Origin of the sequence: Actinophytocola sp. (assembly GCF_049647105.1) — a bacterium.
In the GTDB taxonomy this organism is placed as follows: domain Bacteria; phylum Actinomycetota; class Actinomycetes; order Mycobacteriales; family Pseudonocardiaceae; genus Actinophytocola.
In genome coordinates this window covers 12197-29271 of the sequence record NZ_JBARWZ010000317.1, presented here as the reverse complement: position 1 = coordinate 29271, position 17075 = coordinate 12197, and the positions used below count along the sequence as shown (strand labels likewise).

Genomic DNA, 17075 nt, shown 5'->3' with positions numbered 1-17075 from the left:
GTTCGGGACCGGCGAGTCCACGGTTGAGGACCCGCGAGTCCACGGTTCGGGACCGGCGAGTCCACGGTTCGGGACCCGCGAGTCTGGGGTTCGGGACCGGCGAGTCCACGGTTGAGGACCCGCGAGTCCACGGTTCGGGACCGGCGAGTCCACGGTTCGGGACCCGCGAGTCTAGGGTTCGGGACCGGCGAGTCCACGGTTGGGGACCCGCGAGTCCACGGTTCGGGACCGGCGAGTCCACGGTTCGGGACCCGCGAGTCCACGGTTCGGGACCCGCGTGGGCCGCGTCAGGCCACCTGGCGGATGCGCTCCCGGATCTCCGCCAGGAGTGCGGCCGACTTCTCCTGCCACGCCGTGGACTTCAGTTCTGTGAACAGGCGCTGTGCGGTTTCCAGGTGATCGGCGGCGGCGGTGATCTCGTCGCGGTTCATGGCGATCTCGCCGAGCGCGTGGTGGGACTTGGCCTCGACCATCCGCTCCCGCACGCGTTCGGCCAGGTCGAGGGCGTGGGTGAGCGTGGTGGTCGCGCTGTCGAGCCTGCCCTCGCGCCTGCGCATCACGCCGAGCGCGTACAGCGCGTGGGTCTCGCCGATCTTGTCGCTCGCGTCGCGCACGATGCGCAGCACCGAGTGCAGGGCCTCCCTGGCGAGGTCGAGCTCGCCCGCGGTCAGGTACAGCTCGGCGAGTGTGTGGGTGGCCTGGGCCTCGGTGCGCCTGCACCGTTCCCGCCTGCAGATGGTGAGTGCCTCGCCGAGCAGGGACCTGGCCCGGTCGAGGTCGCCCTCGTCGAGCCAGTAACGGGCGGTGTTGCGGAGGATGTGTGCCTCGCCGATGTGGTCGCCGACCGCGCGCATGGTCGTGAGCGCCACCTCGTACTTCGTCAGCATCGCCTCATGCCTGCCGCGCAGGCCGTCCACGTGTGCGGCGTTGCGCAGTGCGAGCGCGCCGCCGTGTTCGTTGCCGGTCTGGGCGAACGCCTCCACGGCCTGCGCGAACCGCTGGTCCGCGTCGGCGAGCCTGGACTGGAACATGCACCACGTGCCCATCGAGTACAGCATCGCGCCGACCCCGTCGCGGTCGCCCGCCCGCTCGGCCGCGTCGTGCGCGACCTGCGTGACGGCCTTCCAGTCGTCGAAGTGGCCCTTCGCCTCGAACAGGGTCACGCACGTCAGCGCGAGGTCCCAGCACTGCGCGACGAACCCGTCGCGCGCCGCCTGCCGCACGGCCGCGACCAGCGCGGTGCGTTCGGAGTCCCACCAGCCGAGCACCCCGCCCGCGTCGTCGCTCACGTGGTCGTCCGGGTCGGTGCCGGGCGGCTGCCAGCGGGGCGCCGGGCTGTGCACGATCGTGTAGTCGCCGCCGTACTCCCGGCGGTGCGCGGCGTCCACGAGCGCGAGCCAGCCGCCGAACAGGCGCGTGAGCGTCGCGTCGCGGTCCTCCTGTGACACGGTGGCGAGCAGCAACTCCCTGGCATACATGCGGACCAGGTCGTGCAGCCGGTAGTGGATCCGGTGGGTCTCCGGGTACTCGACGATGTCGAGGAGACGCGCGTCGACGAGGCTCTCCATGACGTCCTCGGCGTCGGCGAGCCCGGTGTCCAGCAACGCGGCCGCGGTCCACGCCTGTAGTTCCTGCGTGTCGACGAGCGCGAGCAGCCGGAACAGTCTTCGCGCGTCGTCCCCGAGGGTCTCGCAGGTCAGTGCGATGCTGGAGCGCAGGGTCCAGCCGCGGTGGGACAGTTCGTCGAGGCGGCGGCCCTCGTCGCGAAGGCGGTCGACGAGCCCGCCGATCCGCCAGGTCGGCCTGGAGGCGAGCCGTGCGCCGCCGATCCGCAGCGCCAGCGGCAGCCCCTCGCAGAGCCGGACCAGCTCCTCGGCGTCGGCCTCCTCGGATCGCACGCGCTTGCCACCGACGAGCCGGTTGAGTAGCGCGAGCGCGGTCGTCGTGTCGAGCGGGTCGAGGTCGACGTGGTGGGCGCCGGGCAGGCTGCCGAGGCGCACCCGGCTGGTGATGATCACCGCACAGCCGTGCCCGCCGGGCAGCAGGGGGAGTACCTGTTCCTCGGTGGTCACGTCGTCGAGCACCACGAGCACCCGCTTGCCCGCGAGCATGCTGCGGTACAGCGCGGCCCGCTCGTCGAGCGTTGGCGGCACGGCGCGCCCGGCGACGCCGAGCGCGCGGAGGAACCGGGCGAGCTGGCTCGCGGGGTCACCAGCATCCTCGGCACCCTCACGCAGGGCGGCGTAGAGCTGCCCGTCGGAGAAGTGCGCGGCCACCTCGTGGGAGACCCGGATCGCGAGGCTCGACTTGCCGACCCCACCCCGTCCGGAGATCGCGACGACCGGCATCGCGAACCCGGACCCGTTGTCGGTCATGGTGTCCACGATCGCGGCGATCTCGTCCTGTCGACCGGTGAAGTCGGCGATGGTGGCCGGCATCTGCTTCGGTACGGGTTCGCGCGCGTCGCTCTCCTCCGGACGTCCGCCGTCCAGCGACGGGTCGCGGTTGAGGATGGCCCTTTCCAGCGCACACAGCTCGGGTCCGGGTTCGACACCGATCTCCTCGCGGAGGATCGTGCGGGCGTCGCGGTAGGCGGCGAGCGCCTCGGCAGGGCGGCCGGAGCGGTAGAGCGCGATCATGAGCAGTTCGTGGAGGCGTTCGCGGAGCGGGTGCTCGCTGACGAGTCCGCGCAGCTCGGACACCAGCTGCCGGTACCTGCCGAGTTGGAGGTCGAGCCGCACCCGTTCCTCGACCGCGACGATCCGCTGCTCGTCGAGCGCGGTGGCGCCGCGCTGGACCAGTTCACTGTCGACTCCGTCGAACGCGGGCCCGCGCCACAGCGCGAGCGCGGTCCGCAACGTGTCCACGGCCTCCGCGGCCCGCCCGTCGTCCGCGTCGGCCTTCGCGGCGGCCACGAGCTCGGCGAACCGCAGGGTGTCCACGTGCTCACGGCCCAGCTCGAGCCGGTACCCGGGCGCCACCGTGCGGATCGCGGCAGGGTGACCCGCCTCGGCGAACACCTTGCGCAGCCCCGAAATGCAGACCTGGACCTGTCCTCGCGCCGTCTCGGGTGGATCGTCCCCCCAGACGGCGGTGATGATCCCGTCCATCGACGTGACCCGTTCGACGTTCAACCCGAGCACGGCGAGCACCGTCCGCTGCCGAGGCCCGCCGATGTCCAGTGGCCGGCCATCGGCCACGAACTCGATCGGTCCGAGCAGCCGTAGCGCCAACAATGCCCACCCCAGTGTCGACCCGCCGTTGTGAGTCGTCCAAGTATCGACCACATGACCATGACAACACCTTGACAAATCCTTGAATCCCGGTCTTTGCCCATGTAGGACCGGTTGCATCATCCGCATGAATCGATTGGACGGTCACCGTCGCACCGCGCCATCGGCGGCGAGGCGCCGTCCGGTGCCGAACGCTGTCGCGTCCACAAAGGACATAGGTGGGCCGGGTCGATTTCTCCGGAATGTGCGACGTGGTCGTCGGTGAGCCACTGTGGCCGGTCGCGAGGCAATGACCTGATAGGAGCCTCGCGGCGGTCAGGCGCGCCGACCTGCTGTGTCGCGAGGACGGGTAGCCGTTGGTGACCCTCGGTGGCGGTTCGGTCCTACTTTTGGTGGTGTTCGTGGGCCGCGATGCTGTTAACTTCGTGTTCATCGTCCGTTCACGTTGGTTCGACCGCCTGAGGAGACGCCATGACATCGTCGCGCCGCCAGTTCCTGAGCCGTGCGGCAGGTACCGGAGCAGCCGTTGTCGTCGCCGGGTCCGTCGAGGCGCTGTTCGCCGCGCAACCGGCGGCGGGGACCTCCGGTCCACCGGCCGGCTACGGCCCGCTGATCCCGGACCCCGACGGGATCCTGGATCTGCCCCGCGGCTTCCGCTACACGATCCTGTCCCGTGAGGGGACCGTTCGGCCGGACGGTTTGCAGGTGCCGAGCCGGTTCGACGGCATGGGTGCGTTCCCCGGCCGAAAGCGGGGCGCCCGGCTGGTCCGCAACCACGAGTGCTCGCCGACCTCGCGGATCAAGGTGGTGGCGCCACCGGAACGAACCTACGACCCGGCAGGCGCCGGTGGCACCAGCACGGTAGTGGTCGACGGGCACGGTGCGGCCGAGTCCGAGTTCGTCAGCCTCGGCGGCACCGCGATCAACTGCTCCGGCGGCATCACACCGTGGCACACGTGGCTGACCTGCGAGGAGACCGAGGACAAGGCAGGCAAGAACGGCTACACGAAGGACCACGGCTTCATCTTCGAGGTCGACCCCTACGACGACCGGCGCAACGAGAACCCGACGCCGCTGAAGGCGATGGGCCGGTTCCAGCACGAGGCCGTCGCGGTCGACCCGCACACCGGCATCGTCTACGAGACCGAGGACGCGTTCGTCGCACCGCTGGGCAGCCTCTACCGCTTCCTGCCGGAGCGTCCCCGCGGCGGCTGGGGCAGCCTGCGCGCGGGCGGCGAGCTGCAGGCGTTGCGCGTGCCGGACCTGCCCGACCTGTCGGTGGTGCAGGAGGCTGGGGCGGTCTTCGGCGGGGTCGAGTGGGTGACCGTGCCCGACCCGCTGGCCACCACCGAGTCGGTCCGCGCGCAGGACTACCCGAAGCAGATCACCGGCGGTTACAAGCTCGAGGGCGCATGGTGGGGCGAGCGGGACCGGTGCGTGTACTTCGTCTCGTCGTTCGCCCGCACCGAACTCGGCCCCGCGAAGAACCACGACGGCCAGGTCTGGAAGCTCGACCCCCGGCGCAGGACCCTGCGGCTCGAGGTGATCTTCACCCGGCCGACGCCCGGCCCGGACAACCCGGAGTTCGACGCGCCGGACAACATCTGCATGTCGCCCTACGGCGGCCTGATGATGTGCGAGGACGGCATCGGCGACGCGTACATGCTCGGCACCACGCGCGACGGTGAGGTCTTCCACTTCGCCCGCAACCGCGTGAACAACGGCACGCCGGAGGAGCCCGAGTACGGCGAGCTGGCCGGGGTCGGGTTCTCCGCCGACGGGAAGACGATGTTCTTCAACATCTACGACCCCGGCACCACGTTCGCGGTCACCGGTCCGTGGAACCGCCGCCACGACTGATGACAGCGCTGCCGCTCAGCACGCGGACAGCTCACGCGCGCAGACGCCCAGCCCGTACTCGCTGGACGCCTTGACGAACACCACGTCTCCCGGCGCGAGCAGCTCCTCGGCGACCGCGACGGCGGCGGCGACGTCCTCGACCGTGTGCACCGCGACCTCCTTGCCGGAGGCCGCCAGTGCCATGGCCCGGGGATCGTCGTCGTTGCCGACGGCGATCAGGACGTCGATGCCGAGCTCGGCCACCAGCCTGCCAACCTGCTCGTGCCGGGCCCGCGAGGCGGCGGCCTGCTGCCCCATCGCGCCGAGCACCGCGATGGTGCGGCGGGCGCCTGCCAGCGCCCTGACCGCGTGCAGCCCGGCTCGCATGGATTCCGGGTTGGCGTTGTAGGCGTCGTTGACGACGGTGACGCCGTCGGGCCGCTCGGTGATCTCGAAGCGACCCGGCGAGCGGCGCCGTGCCGAGTTCAGCCCGTCGGCGATCTCGTCGGTGGACAGCCCCAGCGCGTTGGCGGCCGCGGCGGCGCCCAGCGCGTTGGCCACCTGGTGCTCACCGATGAGATCGAGCGCGACCCGGGCCCGGCCCGAGGGCGTGACCAGGTCGAACGAGGGCCGGGCTCCCTCGCCGATGCGCACCTGTTCGGCCCGCACGCCGGCGTCCGGTGACCTGCCGAACAACCCGACCCTGGCCCGGGTGTGCTTCGCCATGCCCATGACATACGGGTCGTCGGCGTTGAGCAGGGCGTGCCCGTCTCGTGTCAGGGCCGCCACCAACTCTCCCTTGGCCTCGGCCACGTCCGCCAGCCCGCCCATACGCGACATGTGTGCGGCGCCGACGTTGAGCACCAGGCCCACCTGCGGTGGCGCGATCCCGGTCAGGTACGCCAGATCGCCCTTCCTGCCCGCGCCCATCTCCAGCACCAGGTACCTGGTCCCGGCATCGGCTCGCAACACGGTGAGCGGCAGCCCGAGCTCGTTGTTGAACGAGCGGTCGGTCGACACCGTCGGTGCGTGCGGTTCGAGGATCTGGGCCAGGAGGTCCTTGGTCGTGGTCTTGCCCACCGACCCGGTCATGGCGATCACCGTGCAGCCGAGCCGGGTGAGCACGTGCCTGGCCAGCACGCCCAGCGCGGTCTGCACGTCCGCCACCACGATCGCGGGCACCCCGACAGGGCGGGCGGCCAGCACGGCAACGGCGCCCCCCGCGACGGCCTTGGCCGCGTAGTCGTGCCCGTCGACGCGGGTGCCGACCGTCGCGGCGAACAGGCCGCCAGGCACCACGTCGCGCGAGTCGACCGCCGACGGGCCCGTCACCGAAGCCGCCGGGTCGGGCACGCCGTCCAGCCGTGCGTCAAGGACACTGGCGATCCCGGTCAGCGTCATCGGGATCATGCGCCGCTCCGCGCGAGGCCCAGGTCGATGAGGCGGCTCAGCAGCTCCGGGTACGAAAGCCCGCCGGCCTCCCAACCCCTGGCGAAGACGGAACGAGGGGTGAAGCCGGGCATCGTGTTGATCTCCAGCAGGTACAAACGGCCCGTGTGCTCCTCGTAGAGGAAGTCGACCCGGGACAGGCCGTAGCCACCGATCGCCCGGTAGGCGTGCAGGGACAGCTCGCGGATCTCCTTGGTGATCGGTTCGGGCAGCGGGGCGGGAACGGTGGCGAGCTCGTGGTCGCTGAGGTATTTCTCCTCGTAGTCGAGCCAGTCGCCACGGACGTTGAGCTCGACGACGACCGAGGCGTCGGGGGTGTCGTGGTCGCCGAGCACTCCGCAGGTCAGCTCGCGGGCGATGATGCCCTGCTCGACGACCACGATCCGGTCGTAACGCAAGGCCAGCTCGACACCCGTGTGCAGTTCCGCCATGGAGGTGACGCGGGAGATGCCGATGGAGGAGCCCATGTTGGCCGGCTTGACGTACATCGGCCAGTCGAGCGATTTCACCAGGTCCGATCGGTCGGTCGAGGTGTGCCAGTCGTGCGCTGTGAACCAGACGTGCGGGATGACCTGGATGCCATCTGCCGCGAACACCCGGCGCATCACGGTCTTGTCCATCGCGATGGCAGAGGCCATGACACCGCAACCCACGTACGGCAGGCCCAGCGTCTCGAGGTGCCCCTGAACGACGCCGTCCTCGCCGAACGGGCCGTGCATCACGGGGAAGACGATGTCGATCTTGTTGTCCGCCATCTCCCTGCGCAGCTCCAGCGACCAGCCGCACTGCCGGTCGATGAGGACGAGGACGGGGTCGTACCGGTCTCTCGGCAGCGCGTCGAGCACCGCCCGCGCCGACTGGAGGGACACTTCGTGCTCGGCGGATGGTCCGCCTGTCAGCACCGCTACGCGGAGGCGTTCAGTCATTGTCACCCGGGCAGTGTCGAAGGCCCGGCCGATCGATTACCAGAGCATTCTCTGCTCAATTTCTGGTCATTCCGGGAGCAGTACTCGGACAGTTTTTGGTCTGCGAAATGAACAAGGCCTCCCGCTAACCTGCCGGGCCATGCGCACAATCGGGCTCATCGGCGGGTTGAGCTGGGAATCGACGGTCATTTACTACCAGATCATCAATCAGCGGGTGCGTGCACGCCTCGGCGGCAGCCATTCCGCCAACAGCCTGATCTGGTCGGTCGACTACACGGTCGTCGAGGACCTCATCTTCTCCGGCCGGTGGGACGAGGTGGGCGAACTGCTCGCGGGCGCCGGCGCCCGGTTGGAGGCCATGGGGGCCGAACTGCTTCTCATCTGCAGCAACACCTTCAGCCGGGTGAACGACGAGGTGGAGCGGGCGGCGAGCGTGCCGGTGCTGCACATCGCCGATGCCGTGGGCGCCGAGGTGAGCGCCAGGGGCATGCGGAAGGTCGGCCTCCTGGGTACCCGCTTCACCATGGAGGAGTCCTTCTACACCGACCGGCTGGCCGGGCACGGCTTCGAGGTGCTCGTCCCCGGCCGCGACGAGCGCGAGCTGGTCCATCGGGTGATCTTCGATGAGCTGGTGCGCGGGGTGCTGCGGCCCTCGTCCAGGGACGCCTACGTGCGGACGATCGCCTGCCTGGCCGGCCAGGGTGCCGAGGCCGTCATCCTCGGCTGCACCGAGATCGAGCTGCTGATCACCGACAAGGACACCGCCATTCCGTTGCTGCCAAGCGCCCGGCTACACGCGGAGGCGGCAGTCAGGTTCGCCACCCCGGATCGCTGAGGGTGGATCGTGCGTGAGGCACAGGACACGCACAGGCCGCGCACAAAACGTGCCCCGGACACCGAGACGGCCACGATAATTTCCGTGAAAGGTTTGCCTCGAAGAAGGAGCAGCATGAAACGCCTCACCGCGTGCGCCACCCTGACCGCCATCGCCCTGCTGGTGGCCCCGACCGCGGCCGTCGCTGAACCGGAGTCCCCGTTCAGCGACACGTGGACCAGCCGGGGCGGCGTGGTCGGTGACCTGACCTGGTACAACCGGTCGGTGGGCGTGAACGGCGACGTGATCGACTACGAGACCGAGGGCAGCACCACGGTCGAGTTCAAGTTCTACCAGGCATCCACGCTGCTCGACGTCCAGACGCGGACGGCGTCCAACGAGGTCAAGCCCTTCGGCTGGACCGAAGAGGGCCCGAGCGGCGGCATCACACGGGTCGACATCACCCTCATCCACGGCGGCGACGAGCGCTTCGTCGCCAGCATCCCCCGGCCATGATCATCCTTGCAGTTCCCGGCGCCACAGGTCTTCGCTGATGCGGTCGATGCCGGCGGTCAGGTGACGGCGATAGGTGCTGAAGGACAGGCCGAGACGCTCGGCGGCGGCCTCCTGGGTGGGGGCGCCACGTAGGTAGGTGACGTCGAGGGCGCGGTGCGGCTTGCGCGCCCTCGGGTCCCTGCCCAGGTCGCGGATGCCGTCTTCGAGCAGTTCCCGCAGGGCGCCCTCGGGTTCGGCCCGCCCGGCGAGGAGTCTGCTGCGGGTGAGGGGGTTGGTGGCCAGCTCCCCGTGTTTCGACAGGTGCCGCAGGGCCTTGCGGATGGCGTCGGTGAACTCCTCCCGCGACAGCACTGCCAGCGCTGGTTCGTGCCTGGCGGGGGACCCCTGTGCGCCGGCCAGCAGCTGGTCGAGCCACACGTCCGGGGGCACGGCCCGCCAGTCGTGGCCCGTCAGGGAATCGTCACCGGCCATGAACGACCATGCCATGCGTTCGGAGCGCAGGATCCAGCCAACGGCACGCCACTGGATCAGGCTCATCACCGGCGATGTGCCCCAGTGGTGCTCGCGTACCCAGCTCCGGAGCACGGCCAGGTGCTCGCCGGGCCGCGGCGGCGCGCTGGCGCCGGCGTGGGCCCAGGCCGCGGCGACGACCGGGTCCGCATCCGCCTCGGCCTCCGAGTCCAGCCGGAGCCAGGCGCAGGCACCCGCCAGCTCGCCGCTCGCGGCGTCCCGGTAGAGACGGAGCGTCCTCGGTCGCCGGGCGATCCAGTGGGAGACGGCCTCCGCCTCCCCTTCACCGGCCAGCCGCAGCAGGTCATCGGTGTCCTCCGCGTGGAAGACGTCCTCGTACAGCTCGCCCTCACCGCGCCAGACGTGCGGCGCCGGTGCCGGGCCATCGTTTCGGTGCAGGTAGAACAGCGAGCCGACGGCCCAGAGCACGTCCTCGTCGGCCGCGGTGTGGATCCGCTGGACGAGGTGGGCCCTGATGCGCCGGTGCATGTCGGCGTGGCCCCTCGGGTCGCGCCAGCGAAGGTCGGCTTCGAGGATCTCGCGGATGACCTCGTGTGGATACAACCCGAGCGGGCTCGACTCGACGAACGGCTGCCGCCGCAGCCAGGAGAACAGTGCCGCCGTGTCCTCGCCGGGCAGCACCGCACGCAGCACGTCCTGTGTGGACCGGTACGTGTGCGCGCAGACCTCCAGCGCATGCCGGTGCGCCGGACCGGGCATGTCGCCGACGAGCCGGTCGAGCAGGGTGGCGACCATGTCATGGGCAGGGGCCCAGCGGGCGCCGGTGGCACTGTCGTCGATCGTCGCCGTGGCCCCGAGCGACAGGGCGAGCGGGTGCCCGCCCGCGAAGGCGAGCAGCGGATCGCGCAGCGCACCGGCCACGCGGCGGGAGTCCAGCAGCGCGTCGGCGTCCATGGGCTCCAGCTCGCCCAGTTCGATGACCCGCAACAGGTCGGCCCAGCCCGGGTCGGCCCGCCACGTCATGTCCGGGGGGATGCGCCCGGCCACCACGACCAGCGTGCCGGCAGGCAGCGACGGCAGGAACCGCTCGCGCAGCCAGTTCTCCAGGCCGTGGACGCGCTCGAAGGTGTCGATCAGCAGCACCGGGCGCTCGTCGGCGAACATCGACCCGGTCTCGGCCATGAAGGCGGCGGGGGACGGGTCGACCATCCGCCCGTCCAGCATGGTCACGGTGCGCCCGGCCTCCTCGGCCCGCTGGGCGAAGCAGCTCAGCAGCGCCGACTTGCCGACACCGCCGGGGCCGTGCACGAACAGCACCCTGCCACCACCGCACAGCGCCTCGTCGAAGGCGGCGACCTCCTCCTTCCGTCCGACGAAACCACGCTGCCGCGCGGCCTGGAGACACACCGCCAAACGGCTGCCCCGACGTGGCTCGTTCATGACGACAACGATCGACCCCGAATGTGCGAACGTTGTCCGCTACATGTCACGGTTTGTCGACAACCCCGCGAGTCCCCGGTTCGGAACCCGCGAGTCCACGGTTCGGAACCCGCGAGTCCACGGTTCGGAACCCGCGAGTCCACGGTTGGGGACCCGCGAGTCCTCGGTTGGGGACCCGCGAGTCTTCGGTTCGGGACCTGCGAGTCCACGGTTCAGGAGAGGAGTCGCACGAGCCGGGTCCGGGTCTGCTTCCACAGGTGGTTCATGGCTCGCCCGCTTCCGCCGTTGCTGATCCGCAGTAGCGCGAGTCCTCGGATGGTCGCGATGGCGAAGATCAGGTCGTCGGCGAACCCCGGCCGTCTTGCGATGTCGCCGAGTGCCGTTTCGGCCTCCCGTGCGATGGTCCGTGCCACGTCACGTTCGAGGCGGTGGAGGTTCTCGCGCAGCTCCGGGTCGGTCCGGGACGCGACCCAGAGTTCGAGCGTCGCGTTGAACACGACGCCCTGGCATTCCTCCCACAGCACGTCGAGCGCTTCCTCGATGGAGACGGGCCCCTTGGCGAACCGGGCGTGCGCGGCGGCGGCCCGTTGCTCGGCAAGGTGTGTGACGGCGGCGCCGACGAGTTCGGCGCGAGTGCGGAAGTAAAGAGTTTGTGCCCCGCGAGAGACCTTGGCGAGCGCGGCGATCCGGCCCGTCGTCGTCTTGGCGTACCCGTGGGTGACGAGGCATTGAACGGTCGCTTCCAGCAGTGCCACGCGCGTTTCCGCGCGGCGCTGGGCCTGGGTGCGGTGCCGTTGAGCCGCGTCATTTGTCTGCAGATTTGCACTTAACTGCATACCTGCATGTTACCTTGCCAAGCATGGAACAGACCCTGGTGACCCCGGGGATTCGGCGCGTGGGGCAGATCAGCGGCACCCTCGTCCGTACCCTGTGCGCACTCGCCCTTGCCATGGTGACCACCGCGATCGGCCCATCGGGGACCGCGGTCGCGGACGAGCCGAGTCCGGGACAGCGTCTTGAGACCTTCGAGTTGCCGAGCCCGCTGGTCGACACGTCGACCCCGGGCGCCCTGCTCCCCGGCGGGCGCACGGTGCCCAAGGTCAACGTGCTGCTCCCGGATGGCTACGACGCGAACCCGGACCGCGCCTACCCGGTGCTGTGGCTGCTTCATGGCGCGAACGGTGGCGCCGACACCTGGGCCTCGGACATCGAGGTGCTCGCGGCAGGCCTGCCCGCCATCATCGTGATGCCCGACGGCGGCACGTTCGGCATGTACATGGACTGGTGGAACGGCGGCGCCAGGGCGAATCCCGCGTGGGCGACCTACCACCTGCGACTGCTCAAGGACACGATCGAGAGCCGCTACCGGATCCTGCCGGAGCGCCGGTGGCATGCGATCGGCGGCATCTCCATGGGAGGCCAGGGCGCGCTGCGCTACGCGGGGCTGATGCCGGGCTACTTCGGCTCGGTGGTGGGGTTCTCGGCCGCGTTGCCGAACATGCAGGCCCTCGAGGTGCAGTTCGGACTCTCGGTGCTGGGGCTGGTCAACGGCGCCGGATACCAGCAGATCTTCGGGCCAGCCACCGGCGCCTACGCCGGTGGCAACAATTCCAGGGCGATCGTCGGGAACTACGCCCACACGCGGATGTACCTCACCTCGGGTAACGGCATCAACTGCCCCCAGGACCCGATCCTGCCGAGCTTTCCCGGTGACGTCGTGATCGAAGGAATCATCAACGTCCAACAGGGCCTGTTCGCGCACGTCGCTCGCACCACGGGTGCGGACGTGACCGCCAGGACAACGTGCGGGGTGCACACCTTCGGCGTGTGGGACCGCGCGTTCGTCGAGGCACGGGCGTGGGGCTTCTTCGAACCGGTGGAGGAACATCCACAGAACTGGGAGTACCGAACGGTCGCCGCCGAGGGCGAGATGTGGGCGCTGGACTACACGTTCGCGGCGCCGCCGTCGACCGTCGCGACGTTCACCCGGTCAGGCGACACCCTGAGCGCCACGGGAAGCGGTCAAGTCCAGATCAGCGGGCCAGGGAACTGCCAGGTGACCGCGACGCTCCCGCTCTCACAGTCCCTGCCTGCCGACTGTCCCTGACCGCGAACGGGTCAGTCACGACCGTGTCCGAAGATGACGAAGTCCTCGTCATCGTCCTCGTCGTCCGGCTCGGCCGTCCGGCGGGGCGGCGGCGGGGGACTGGCCTGGGTGTCGCGCAGGTTGTCGAGCGCGACGGCCACCCGCGGGTCGGCGCGGAAGGTGTCGAGCGTCTCGGTGATCGCCGCCTCGGCCTTGCTCTGCGCCTCCTGCTGAGTGGTGAGGATCAGGGCGGCGAGATCGCCCGGTCGCATCTTCATCGCGGCGGGAGAAAGCCGGAGGGCGATCTGCCGTTTGGCGTTCGCCTCGGCGCGGACGGTGCCGTCGGCCGATTCGGCCGAACACGACGCGGTGAGGGACGCCTGGATGTCCGCCAGACGCGAGTGGATGGCATCGGACACGCGGTGAGCATAGCCGCGGCCGGGCCGTTCTTGGTCATTCGCACCAGTTCGGCCGGGTGTGCGCGCTAGCCTTGCCCGAGAGGTGAGTCGGTCGACGGGCAAGGCGTGGAGGGGCGATGCCGAACGGTTTTCAGGTGGAGTCCGGTCTGTTGCGGACCACGGCCGCGTCGGTCGAAGGTTGCTGTCGCCAGATCGAGTCAGGGCGGAAGGCCGGCGCTGCCGAAGGGGTGAGCACCGGCATGGCCGGATTCGCGGTTGCCGGTGCCTGCGAGTCGGCGAGCGAGGCGTCCGGGGTGGCGTTCTCGGGAGTCGCCAGGTCGTGGCGGGCGTGGTCGAGCGCCGCCGCCGATGGAGCCACCGAGTACGACCAGATCGACGCGAGCAGCGAGACCGCGATCCGCAGGGCCGGCTCGGACGTGGTGGTGTGACGGTGGCGATCGGCAAGACGCAGGCGCTGGAAGGCGATGTGAGTGCGCTGCGGGCACAGGCTGAGGAGTTCCGCGCCAACGGCACCCTGCTGAGGGAGGGGAACGGGACCGCGGTCCGCCTGCTGGGCGACCTGTCGACCAGTTGGTCCGGCGACGCAGCGGACGCGGCCGCCGAGTCCATGGGCCGGGCCGAGCAGCAGGTCCGCCGGATCTCCGACGCGCACGTGGACGCCGCGGACGCCGCCGACTCCGGCGCGGACGCCATCGAGGGTTATCAGCTGCTCGCACGCACAAGCATCACCCAGGCGGAGGCCGAAGACTTCCGGGTGGCCGAGGACGGCTCGGTGACCGCCCCGTCCGCATTGCTGTACGTCCGCGGTGAGGCCGACCCCGAGCAACTGGTCGCGGCGCAGCATGCCCTGGACGAGAAGGCACGCCAGTACGAGACGTCGATCAAGCAGAACCTCGCCGGCATGGCGACGGAGGACGCCGAGGCCGCCGAGGCGATCAGCAGCGCCTTCGAGGGGATGTCCGAAGGCGACATGAACCCGGAGGGCCCGCCGACCGATCACAGCACCGAGGACCGCTCGGATGACCCGCTCTATCCCAACGGGGAACCGAGCATCGATGACATCGACCAGGGCGACTTCGGTGACTGCTGGCTGCTGGCCGCACTGGGCTCGACGGCACTGTCCAACCCCGACAAGATCAAGGATCTCATCACCGACAACGGCGATGGCACCTACACCGTGCACTTCCAGGACGGCGACGTCACGGTCAACGACGACGCGCTGCTGGACCAGGGCGCGGACCAGGGCAAGTGGGTCGCGGTCGTCGAGACGGCGTATGCCGAGCGCGACGGTGGCACGTACGACGAGATCGAGGGCGGGTTCTCCGACCACGCCTACCAGGATCTCTTCGGTGCCGACACCGGGAACTTCGACCCGGACTCCACCAATGACCTGTTCTTCGGGGACAACAAGTCGCCGGGCGACTCCTACAACGAGATGCAGTCAGCTCTCAACGACGGGCGGCCGGTCACCGCGAGCGTGGACGGGCGGATCGGCATCGACGGTGGACACGCGCTGATCGTGACCAACGTGTACGAGCGTGACGGCGTGCAGTATGTGGAGATGATGAATCCGCACGCCTCGAACAGCACCGACATCATCAACGGAGTCGAAGAGGCCGGCGGCGAGGCGTATCCCGACGGCAGGATCGTCATGAACATCGACGACTTCTCCGAGGAGTTCTACAAGGTTCGCTACGTGAAGGACTGGGATTAGTGAGGCAGGCAGGAGCCGTGGTCGCGATCCTGTTGGCGATGGCGGCCTGCGCCTGCTCAGCAGATCAGAAGGAGCAGCCGATGCGGCCCGAAACCACCACCGATGAGCGGCCGGGCAAAGGCGGCGACGAGGCGACCGACCCGGCGGAACCAATCAAGGAACTGGTTGCGGGCGCGGATCTGATCGTGACGGGCTCGGTCATCGAGGTCGACCCGGCCATCAGCGCCACCGACGCGGGCACCTTCGATCCGCAGACCGCGACGATCGAGGTCGAGTCCACCGTCAAGGGCGACGTCGAACCCGGCAAGTTGACGATCACGAAGCCGGAGTCGTCCTATTACCTCGTCGACGCGTCGGCGGCACCGAGCGACCGGAACGCGCGCTCCGGCGGCGTCTTCGTGCTGAAGGAAACCGGTGACACACCAACGCTCTTCGGTCACGTCGGGGTCCACGACCACGAGTTCGCGCAGCAGTGGTTCGCACGTGCCGTGGCCGGCCTCGCGGCCAAACTGCCGCCGCCGACCAACGACCAACTGGCGGACTGGGTGGCGAGGGCGGACGTGATCGTGTTCGCCGCGGCGACCGGCGACGCGAGCCGTGTCGAGACGAGCACACCACGGCTCGACTGGGCCGACGCGGGAACGCTGGAGCCGATCGAGGTGCTCAAGGGTGAACTGGCCGGGCCCGTCGAGGTGGTGAGGGGACCGCAGCCATCGGCCCCCGGTGGCACGTGGGCCTTCCCTGTCGAGAAGGAACGGACCGGGGTGTTCTTCCTCGACATGTCGAGCAGCCCCCCGACGGTCCTCAACACGGCCGCGCCCTGGGATGTGTACGCCCGTCAGGTCCGGCAGCTCCTCCCACGCTGAGATCGACGGCGGCGGTGCCGCTCGGCGCCTGGGGAGGACCCGCCGCTCACGTGTCGGCCCGCGGCGCCCTCTTCGCCCTCCTGGACAACGTGGTGGTCACGACCAGCACGATGCCGAGCACGATGTACATCCACCAGTCGCCGTGGAAGTCGGAGAACAGGATCACCCCGGGCACGCCGAGGAACAAGGTCAGCCCGGCGACAGTGCGGTAAGCGTCGCCGGTCTTCGTACTGACGAGCTGGCCCGCCTCCCGCATCGGCTGAGCAGGCGGCGTCGCCGAGCTCAGGTCGGGATGCGGCGCGGGAAGATCGGTGAACAGCTCCTCGAGGTCACCCCGGGTTCGGGCGGCCACGGCCTTTCCGCAGCGCTCCTCGTACTCGTCCAGCGCCAGCCGTCCGGTGGACAGGTGCGCGCCGAGCGTCGAGACGGCCTCGTCCCGTTCGACGTTGCTGATCCGGATGGCGGCGTCGGCGACCCTGCTCATGGCGGAATGGTATCGGAGTTCCTTGATCGGAGGCGGCCGCGCTACTCACACAGGCACCCCGGTAGGCCGATTGGTGCGAGGCGTTGCTCCGTGACGTTGGATGTCCGTTCCCGCGATATTTCCGGGACCTGACCGGGGTTATGGTCCTCGTTTGTCGTTGGTTCGCGGGGAGGGTTTCCTCAAGGGGGTTGATGAGATGTCTCTCGTGTCGAGGAGAGTGTCACGAGCGGTTGTCGCGGGTGTGTCCACCGCGGTTCTGGTCGTGTCCGGCGGGGCGCCCGCCGGTGCACGGGTGCTCGACGGCGCCGACCTCGCGGTCGACCTTGCCGCCACCGGAACGCTGCTGCTTCCCGGCGCCAACTACCAGGTGACCGTGACCAACAACGGGCCCTCGGCACTCACCTCGGCCACCGTCGTGGTGGCGCTGCACCCCGGCGCGTACAGCGGCCCCGGCTCGCCGCCCTGCGTCTTCAGCGCCGCCGCCGACACGCTGACCTGTTCGTTCGGCCCGCTGTCCGCCGGAGGGTCCGCGACGCTGACCGGCACGGTGTTCTTCAGCCTGCCATCGCCGCCGACACCGGTCGACGCCACCGCGACCAGAACGGCCGGCGTCCCGCCGGATCCCGTGCCAGGCAATGACACCGACACGGTGCACTGCGTGTACAAGCGCGATTCGGGGATCTTCCCGCCGCCACCCACCGTGCGCTGCTGAGGACGGCGCGCACCGCGGTCGAAGCCGTCATAATACAGGACGGCGACCTTTGCTGGCAGCACGTTGCTCGTGATGTTCGGGCGTTCCGCCAGGTCGAGCATCACAC

At 69.8% G+C, this 17075-nt stretch carries 15 protein-coding genes; 8 read left to right on the top strand and 7 right to left on the bottom strand.

The genetic code is table 11. The features are described 5' to 3' along the window. Window positions 1-287: 287 nt before the first annotated feature. Entirely contained in the window at window positions 288-3233 is a 2946-nt protein-coding gene (locus tag WBA97_RS39295) for a BTAD domain-containing putative transcriptional regulator (RefSeq protein ID WP_424236220.1), read from the bottom strand. A 471-nt stretch (window positions 3234-3704) separates the two neighbouring features. Between WBA97_RS39295 and WBA97_RS39290 the strand changes: the two genes are divergently transcribed. Next, a complete protein-coding gene (locus tag WBA97_RS39290) occupies window positions 3705-5093 on the top strand; it encodes an alkaline phosphatase PhoX (protein ID WP_424236218.1) in 1389 nt (462 codons plus the stop codon). A 15-nt stretch (window positions 5094-5108) separates the two neighbouring features. Here the strand turns inward: WBA97_RS39290 and WBA97_RS39285 are convergent, their stop codons facing one another. Together WBA97_RS39285 and WBA97_RS39280 are read right to left on the bottom strand one after the other, a co-directional pair. Then, window positions 5109-6482 (bottom strand): UDP-N-acetylmuramoyl-tripeptide--D-alanyl-D-alanine ligase, encoded by a 1374-nt coding sequence (locus tag WBA97_RS39285; RefSeq protein ID WP_424236216.1) that lies wholly within the window; start codon window positions 6480-6482, stop codon window positions 5109-5111. After that, the gene (locus tag WBA97_RS39280) at window positions 6479-7447 is read right to left on the bottom strand and encodes a D-alanine--D-alanine ligase family protein (RefSeq protein ID WP_424236214.1); all 969 of its coding nucleotides are present in this window, start codon (window positions 7445-7447) and stop codon (window positions 6479-6481) included. Before WBA97_RS39280 ends, WBA97_RS39285 begins: the two co-directional genes overlap by 4 nt. A 139-nt stretch (window positions 7448-7586) precedes the next feature. On the opposite strand from WBA97_RS39280, the gene WBA97_RS39275 reads away from it, so the two are divergent. Together WBA97_RS39275 and WBA97_RS39270 are read left to right on the top strand one after the other, a co-directional pair. Then, on the top strand, window positions 7587-8282 hold the full coding sequence (locus tag WBA97_RS39275; RefSeq protein WP_424236213.1) for an aspartate/glutamate racemase family protein: 696 nt from the start codon (window positions 7587-7589) through the stop codon (window positions 8280-8282). A gap of 114 nt (window positions 8283-8396) precedes the next feature. Further along, on the top strand, window positions 8397-8777 hold the full coding sequence (locus tag WBA97_RS39270) for a hypothetical protein (RefSeq protein WP_424236212.1): 381 nt from the start codon (window positions 8397-8399) through the stop codon (window positions 8775-8777). On the opposite strand, the gene WBA97_RS39265 is transcribed toward WBA97_RS39270, so the two are convergent. Continuing rightward, window positions 8778-10688: an ATP-binding protein gene (locus WBA97_RS39265; RefSeq protein WP_424236210.1), complete on the bottom strand. Its 1911-nt coding sequence runs from the start codon at window positions 10686-10688 to the stop codon at window positions 8778-8780. Window positions 10689-10900: 212 nt separating this feature from the next. Then, complete coding sequence (locus tag WBA97_RS39260; protein ID WP_424236208.1) at window positions 10901-11443, bottom strand: TetR/AcrR family transcriptional regulator; 543 nt, start codon at window positions 11441-11443, stop codon at window positions 10901-10903. A 104-nt stretch (window positions 11444-11547) separates the two neighbouring features. Here WBA97_RS39260 and WBA97_RS39255 point away from each other — a divergent pair, with 104 nt between their 5' ends. Beyond that, window positions 11548-12795 carry an alpha/beta hydrolase gene (locus WBA97_RS39255; protein WP_424236207.1) on the top strand — a complete coding sequence of 416 codons (1248 nt, stop codon included), beginning with the start codon at window positions 11548-11550 and terminating at the stop codon, window positions 12793-12795. Window positions 12796-12806: 11 nt separating this feature from the next. Here the strand turns inward: WBA97_RS39255 and WBA97_RS39250 are convergent, their stop codons facing one another. Beyond that, window positions 12807-13193: a YbaB/EbfC family nucleoid-associated protein gene (locus WBA97_RS39250; protein ID WP_424236205.1), complete on the bottom strand. Its 387-nt coding sequence runs from the start codon at window positions 13191-13193 to the stop codon at window positions 12807-12809. Between the two features lie 116 nt (window positions 13194-13309). Between WBA97_RS39250 and WBA97_RS39245 the strand changes: the two genes are divergently transcribed. From WBA97_RS39245 to WBA97_RS39235, 3 genes are all read left to right on the top strand, one after another. After that, on the top strand, window positions 13310-13621 hold the full coding sequence (locus WBA97_RS39245) for a hypothetical protein (protein ID WP_424236203.1): 312 nt from the start codon (window positions 13310-13312) through the stop codon (window positions 13619-13621). Next, the gene (locus WBA97_RS39240) at window positions 13618-14907 is read left to right on the top strand and encodes a C2 family cysteine protease (protein WP_424236202.1); all 1290 of its coding nucleotides are present in this window, start codon (window positions 13618-13620) and stop codon (window positions 14905-14907) included. Before WBA97_RS39245 ends, WBA97_RS39240 begins: the two co-directional genes overlap by 4 nt. An 80-nt stretch (window positions 14908-14987) precedes the next feature. Beyond that, a complete protein-coding gene (locus tag WBA97_RS39235) occupies window positions 14988-15773 on the top strand; it encodes a hypothetical protein (protein ID WP_424236200.1) in 786 nt (261 codons plus the stop codon). A 46-nt stretch (window positions 15774-15819) separates the two neighbouring features. Here the strand turns inward: WBA97_RS39235 and WBA97_RS39230 are convergent, their stop codons facing one another. Next, on the bottom strand, window positions 15820-16257 hold the full coding sequence (locus WBA97_RS39230) for a DUF1707 SHOCT-like domain-containing protein (RefSeq protein WP_424236198.1): 438 nt from the start codon (window positions 16255-16257) through the stop codon (window positions 15820-15822). A gap of 217 nt (window positions 16258-16474) precedes the next feature. Here WBA97_RS39230 and WBA97_RS39225 point away from each other — a divergent pair, with 217 nt between their 5' ends. After that, window positions 16475-16969, top strand: a complete 495-nt coding sequence (locus WBA97_RS39225) for a hypothetical protein (protein WP_424236196.1) — start codon at window positions 16475-16477, stop codon at window positions 16967-16969. The last annotated feature ends 106 nt before the right edge of the window (window positions 16970-17075 follow it).